This is a genomic window from Persicitalea sp. (assembly GCF_041751555.1).
Lineage (GTDB): Bacteria > Bacteroidota > Bacteroidia > Cytophagales > Spirosomataceae > Persicitalea.
This window is the reverse complement of record NZ_JBGSXF010000347.1, coordinates 1-6471: the sequence shown is the minus strand read 5'-3', so window position 1 is coordinate 6471 and position 6471 is coordinate 1. Positions and strand designations below refer to the sequence as shown.

6 protein-coding genes and 1 pseudogene are annotated in these 6471 nt (G+C 51.5%); 1 reads left to right on the top strand and 6 read right to left on the bottom strand.

The features are described from left to right. A pseudogene (locus ACEW8P_RS12445) lies at positions 1–449 on the bottom strand (hypothetical protein); the annotation flags it as partial. Between the two features lie 2 nt (positions 450–451). After that, positions 452–811: a BlaI/MecI/CopY family transcriptional regulator gene (locus ACEW8P_RS12440; protein WP_373513402.1), complete on the bottom strand. Its 360-nt coding sequence runs from the start codon at positions 809–811 to the stop codon at positions 452–454. A gap of 127 nt (positions 812–938) precedes the next feature. Here ACEW8P_RS12440 and ACEW8P_RS12435 point away from each other — a divergent pair, with 127 nt between their 5' ends. After that, positions 939–2399, top strand: coding sequence for an energy transducer TonB (locus ACEW8P_RS12435; protein ID WP_373513401.1), 1461 nt, complete (start codon positions 939–941; stop codon positions 2397–2399). Here ACEW8P_RS12435 and ACEW8P_RS12430 read toward each other — a convergent pair. From ACEW8P_RS12430 to ACEW8P_RS12415, 4 genes are all read right to left on the bottom strand, one after another. Further along, positions 2396–2653 (bottom strand): Txe/YoeB family addiction module toxin, encoded by a 258-nt coding sequence (locus ACEW8P_RS12430; RefSeq protein ID WP_373513400.1) that lies wholly within the window; start codon positions 2651–2653, stop codon positions 2396–2398. The genes ACEW8P_RS12435 and ACEW8P_RS12430 overlap by 4 nt on opposite strands. Next, positions 2644–2844 carry a DUF2683 family protein gene (locus tag ACEW8P_RS12425; protein ID WP_373513399.1) on the bottom strand — a complete coding sequence of 67 codons (201 nt, stop codon included), beginning with the start codon at positions 2842–2844 and terminating at the stop codon, positions 2644–2646. The genes ACEW8P_RS12430 and ACEW8P_RS12425 overlap by 10 nt, the downstream gene beginning before the upstream one ends. 86 nt (positions 2845–2930) lie before the next feature. Beyond that, positions 2931–5114 (bottom strand): c-type cytochrome domain-containing protein, encoded by a 2184-nt coding sequence (locus tag ACEW8P_RS12420; protein ID WP_373513398.1) that lies wholly within the window; start codon positions 5112–5114, stop codon positions 2931–2933. A gap of 34 nt (positions 5115–5148) precedes the next feature. Beyond that, a partial coding sequence (locus ACEW8P_RS12415; RefSeq protein WP_373513397.1) for a DUF1501 domain-containing protein occupies positions 5149–6471 on the bottom strand: 1323 nt, incomplete at its 5' end.

Genomic DNA, 6471 nt, shown 5'->3' with positions numbered 1-6471 from the left:
AGTTGGGAGCGGGTTTTTATTCTTGCAAAAGAAATAAGGTTAGAAGCTAAGCGTAGAAGCAGGAAGGCAATACCTGAAAGGAATAGAGCGAGCAGCACTTGCGGTAAAGTAAAGGGTAGTTTACTCTGCTGGTCAACGCTTAATTGGTTTGGGATTCCAACAATTCGGTTGAGTATTGGGGCGGTTTGGCTTTTATTGTCGTTGCTTTCGACTTCGCCAGACGCGATAAATCGCGTCTCTACCAACGTGGGAATGGCGGCTAATTTTTCGGGCGGGAGGACTTGGTTCAGGTTGATTAATGGGATCACGAAGGCCAGGGCAGAATACACCAGCAAATACCAGCGGTTCCAGTTGTAGAAGGTCAGCCGCCGAAGTACCAGTTGGTAGAACAACCCCACCAGTGCCAGGCTGGCGGAAAGTTTCAGGAAGTATTCCAGGTATGGGGTCATGGCTATTTGGGTTTGTTTTCTATCAAATCAATCAATTCCCGTAGCTCATCCGCCGAAATCTTATCTTTCTCGACAAAGAAACTAACTAACTCTTTATAAGAATTTTCAAAGTAGTCCTTCACGACATTACCCAGGAATTTCTGTTTGTAGGCTTCTTCCGAAATGGCCGGGGCGTACAGCAGTGTATTCCCAACCAGTCGGCTGTCCACGTAACCTTTCTTTTCTAGCTTCTTCACCGTAGAGGCTAGCGTGGTGTAAGGCGGTGGCTCATCGAAATGCTCCATAAACGACTTGATGCTGCCTTCGTCCGTTTTCCAGACGGCTAGCATGGCTTCTTCTTCTTGTTGGGTCAATTTTTCCATATCTACGAAACGTTCGTAAATCTACGAATATTTCGTAGATAGCATAATTATTGCCCAATATTTTTCTGGAATTGAGTCGTATAATTATTGGGGTTCAGTATTTTTGTCAAAAAAACGAACTACGCCAATGAGAAATATTCTACTACTCCTGACGCTGATCCACGCGTCCGTCTTTGGCCAAACGGTGTACCAAAGCCAGGAAGTGGAGCAGTCCGCCAACCCTACTGGCGGGACGACCTTACTCAATCAATTCATCACGGCCAATCTGCAAGTCCCGATCGTGGCTGCGGCCAAGGGACTCAACGGCGGCGTGTACGTAAAGGGCATCGTAGAGCCGGATGGCCACTTTACGAATATGGAAGTAGTCAAATCCATTGACAGTCTATGCAACCAGGAGACGTTGCGGGTTTTGGGCTTGTACCGCGCCTGGCAACCTGCTCGTAAGGATGGGAAAGCGGTGCGTCAGGAAATCACCTACCCCGTCTTTTTTCGCTCCCCGCCCATCCCAAATTACGACCCGGCCGAACAAGTACTTTACGAGTACTTCGACAAGAACCAGGCACCAACCAAAGACGAGAGCAAATACGAGTACCGCAGCGTCATTCCGGTGGACGAATACGGCATGGTTCGCGCCGAGGTACAATACGAGCAAAAACGCCGGAACGGCTGGAAAACTATTACGACGCTGCCTTATGACGAGTCGGAAATCTGGGTAAAATTGCACGGGATCAATGGCCTGGATTCGGTGCGCGCCATCTCTGCCACTACCCGTCTGGGCGATCAAGAAGGCGGTTGGGAGGAAATTGTGCGTCAGGAAGATGGCAGGCTTCTTTCGCTGGCTGCCTTTTCGGGCCCCAGTCAGACGCCTTTCTTGCGCAAAAACTACTACCTGAGCGGAACGCTGCGCACCTACGAGACGCACGTCGATGGCACGACCAGTACGACGATCTGGCACGATACAGGGCTGGTACAAAGTGTATTGGAAACCAATCCCGCCACGGGAACGGTGATTTGGGAAGTGTGGGGCCGCGACGGGACACCGCTCGTGACCGACGGCAATGGCTGGGCCAGGCTAGTCGGCCACCCGCTAAACGACCTGGAAATTTTCGAGCAGGGGAAGGTAGTTGATAGTCGCAAGCAGGGGCGCTGGGTCGGACAACTGGCCGATAGTACTTTGGTTTTTGAAGAGTTTTATGAAAATGGCAAGTTTGTGCGCGGCAAGAATGTTCTGGCTGGAAAGGAAATCGCTTACGAAAGCGAGTTTCCCGTGGCACCGCAATACACTGAAGGGTTGCAGGAAATGTACAAGTTTCTCGTAAGGACCATCCGCTATCCTGCCGATGCTATGCGAAACAGCAAGACCGGAAAGGTTGTGGTCTCGTTCATGGTGAACGATAATGGCCGATTCAGCGATTACAAAATTGAAAATGGGGCCGGAGAAAGCCTGAATGAAGAAAGCCTGCGGGTAATTAAGCAGATGGATGGCAAATGGCAGCCCGGCAATTATAAAGGGCGAGCCGCCAAACAGCGATTCACCATGCCTATTAATTTCGATGTAGAATCCAATGTACGGGTGCAGCGGTTTTAGTAATGTCCTCTCAGGGAAAGAATTTCAACTGTGTTGCCATCTATTGAGTAAACGATGCGGTGTTCCCGGTCGATTCTACGAGACCAGCAACCTGATAAATCATGTTTTAGGGGTTCGGGCTTTCCAATTCCTTCGAAGGTATTTTCCAGAAGAGACTCGATCAGTGCACGAATCCTCTTCAAAACCTTTCGGTTGTTCGTTTTCTTCCAATACGCCAAATCTTCATTGGCCTGGAATGTGTACTCTATTTCCATATATCGTCAAGCGCTATCTTGACGGTTTTGCCTTCCTTAACTTGTTGCTGGCTTTTTTTTATTTTAGCCACAAATTCGGGGTCGTAGGGACTATCCAATTCTACTTCGAAAGGTACTTCAAAGCCTTTCAAGAGAGCTTTGACGGCTTTAAGCACTTCTTGGTCTTTGGTATCGATGGTTAGTGTTGTCATGGCAGTGTTTCTAAGATTGCTGTTGGCTTAAAATTAATCAAAAGGGGCCTGGTAAGCTATCCTGAATTAAAATTCTTACCCCGAACTCAATTGATAAACATCTCATCGACCAGCAATAGCGCCTTTTTCCCCTTCCTGGTATTATGTTCCGGGATTTCAGCGACAGGCCGGGCGACAATTTTCAAGTAACTAACTGATTGAGGCTTGAAAGTCCCGGCAATTGATTGGAGAGACTCAAAGTCGCCTTTTTGGGGCTGCTTCGGCTTTACCTTAGCTAGTAGTTTGGCATCCACTTCGCTTTCTCCACCCCAAATCTCCACCCACTCGGGCGGAAAAATACCCGTGTCCTCCTCGATCATGTAGTGCAATCCCACTGATGAAATGGTAACGGGTTGCTTGAAAGTAGCAACCAGACCCAGGTCGTTGTCCCTGACTCCAGCCCAGAAGTTGGCCCAGGCCGGATTATTGGCACCAATGGCCCCGAGTTTTTTATTGAAGAAAGTTTCGGCCCCTTCCGCCAGGTGGACACGATTGAGCGGATACAGCAGCCGCAGGCTATCTGGTTTGTGGCTACATTTGAAAAAATCAAATGTAGCCGTTTCGCTGCCCAACCAACCCGCCTTAAAGGCTTTGGCTTTGATTGTGGCAGGTTCTTTCAGGATGATATTTCCTTTGAACACGGGCGATGATACGCTGTCCGGTTCGCTGCCGTCGGTAGTGAACCGGATGGTGGTTCCGCGAATTGGATGCTGTAAACGCAGGGCAATGTCTTTTTCGAAAATCGTGGTAGCGTTGCCTTCCTGCGGCGGATTGAGTTTCAGAGGAGATTCTCCATCATCCACGAAGCCGCCGATGATGTCAATATCCGGTCGCGCTTTTTTTAATTGCGCAATCTGCTTGCCCGACAAACCCGCATCCCAGACCGAAACGCTTTCCAGCGCCTTAAAACTACCTAATTGAGTCTGCAAATCGTTGAAGTCGAGCTTGGTGCCAGAGAGAGTCAGCGTTTTAAGGTGCGGCATCGCGGCCAATGCGTGCAGTCCCTGCGCGCTGATGTCGGTAAAGTTCAGGTTCAACTTCCGCAAATTTTCAAAAGTCGCTACGATGGCTAACTCCTCGTCTTCCACGGGCATCTTGCTGAGGTTCAGACTTACTATCTGCATTCGGACAGGTCTCAACTCTTCCAACTTCTGCGCGGCGTACTGATTTTTGTTATAAATGTTGACTACCAAAGCGGGCGACTGCCGCGCCAAAAATGACACCGTTCGGTAGTCGCTGTTCAACTCCTCTACCTGCTCCTCATCGGGTGCGGCAAAGGTAAATATTTCGGTGGCCGAGGCAACGGGCTGTAGGCGGGCGGCGGCCAATAGCCGTAGCGAATCGCCGACGGGCAGGTCGGCTACTTTTTGTTTAAAGTCTTTGTGCTGCTGCACCCACAGCGCCAAAAGCTGCATTTCTACGTCGGCGAGTTGGGTTTTGCCCGAAGGCGGCATATGCTTTTTCTCATCCATCGGTAGATGAATTCTTTGCAGCAACAGACTAATTTCCGGCTGACCCGCTACGAAAAACTCCCCATTTTTGCCACCCAACATCATCGCTTCGGCGCTGGTCAGCAGCAAGCCCCCCTTTTTCTTGTCGGCGTTGTGGCAGCCAATGCACTTTTGGTTGAAAATAGGCTGGATGACATCGGCAAAAACCAGAGCTTCGTCGAACGGCACGGGGGCAGTTTCCTCATCGCTCTTGAAAGGCGCCAGCACGTAGTCGTCGCCGTGCGTGAGCGACGCCCCAAAATGTCCTCCCAGCACCAACGCCAGCAGCAGTACGCCGCCGCCCGCCCGCGCCACAGGTACTTTGTACCAACTGGCATTCCGCACAAAGTACAGCCCTGCCGATAGGAAAAAGATACCCGCCCCCGTCCATTTATGCCAGAAAAGAGTGTCGCCCGAGTAGCCTTCTTCCTGCGCCAGGAAAAGGCCCATCACGACCGTCACCGCCGCTAGCAAGGCTCCGCTCAAAAGAAAGTTTCGGGAAAAATTTTGGTAGAAAGCGTTTTCGGCGTTGGCTGGTGAAAAGCGGAAGAATTCCAGAAGCACCGCTACCATCAGCAACACCAATGGGAAATGCAATAGCATCGGGTGCAGCCGCCCTACGCTTTGCAGCCAAACGGGAACTACCAGTTTGCTTTCAAAGATCAAAAGGAAAGCAATCGTGACGGTGAGTCCAAGCAGGAGGTTTTCAGCAACGACTCTAATTTTTATTCTATCATTCACTCACAGCACGGGCTGACCCGTCATTCATTCAAAATTAAGATAATATATCCCTAACTACCTTCCCCGATACATCCGTCAGGCGGTAGCGACGTCCCAAGTGTTTGAAAATCAATTTTTCGTGATCCAGCCCCAACTGGTGTAGCACGGTAGCCTGAAAATCATGAACGTGTACGGGGTTGCGGGCGATGTTATAGCCAAAATCGTCGGTTTCGCCGTAGACCATGCCCGGCTTGATGCCGCCGCCCGCCATCCAAATCGTGAAGCAGCGCGGGTGGTGGTCGCGGCCATAATTGTCGGCAGTGAGCTTGCCCTGCGTATAGCTGGTGCGGCCAAACTCGCCGCCCCAAATCACCAGCGTTTCGTCCAGCATTCCGCGTTGTTTGAGATCGGTTACCAGGGCGGCGGAAGCCTGGTCGACGTCTTTGGCTTGCTGGGTGATTTCGTAAGGCAGGTCGCCGTGCTGATCCCAGCCCTGGTGGTAAAGCTGCACGAAACGGACACCATTTTCGGACAGTTTGCGGGCCAACAGACAGTTGGCCGCATAAGTACCCGGCACCAGGCAATCCGGGCCGTACAACTTCACTATGTCGTCGGACTCTTTGGACAAATCCATCACCTCGGGTACTGCGGTTTGCATCCGATAGGCCATTTCGTACTGCTTGACCTTGGCCGCGATTTCAGGGTCGCCGAATTCCTGGTAGGAAAGGTCGTTCAGTTCCGACAGGTTGTCCAGCATTTCGCGGCGGTCTGTGCGGTTCATGCCCGCCGGGTCGCTAAGGTACAGTACCGGGTCTTCGCCCTTGCTGAATTGCACGCCCTGATGCACCGAGTCCAGAAAGCCGCTCGACCATAGTTTGGAGTAAACCCCCTGCCCGTTGCCCACGCCCCGCGACAGCAGGACGGTGAAGGTTGGCAAGTTCTTATTTTCATTGCCCAGGCCATAACTCAGCCAAGAACCCATGCTGGGACGATTACCCTGCTGCGAACCCGTTTGGATGAAAGTCAAAGCCGGATCGTGGTTGATCGCCTCCGTGTACATCGACTGCACGAAACATAAATCGTCCACAATCTTGGCTGTGTAGGGCATCAGACTACTCACCCACGCCCGCGACTGCCCATACTGCTGGAAATCCACGAACGAACCCACCAGCGGAAACGACGCCTGATTGGCGGTCATGCCCGTGAGCCGCTGATCACCACGTATCGAGGGCGGAATCTCCTCTCCCTGTAAGTCACGGAGTTTGGGTTTGTAGTCAAAAAGCTCCTGCTGCGAGGGCGCGCCGTTTTGAAACAAATAAATGACCCGCTTAGCCTTCGGCGCAAAATGCGGAATGCCGGGTGCCAGCCCATCCATTTC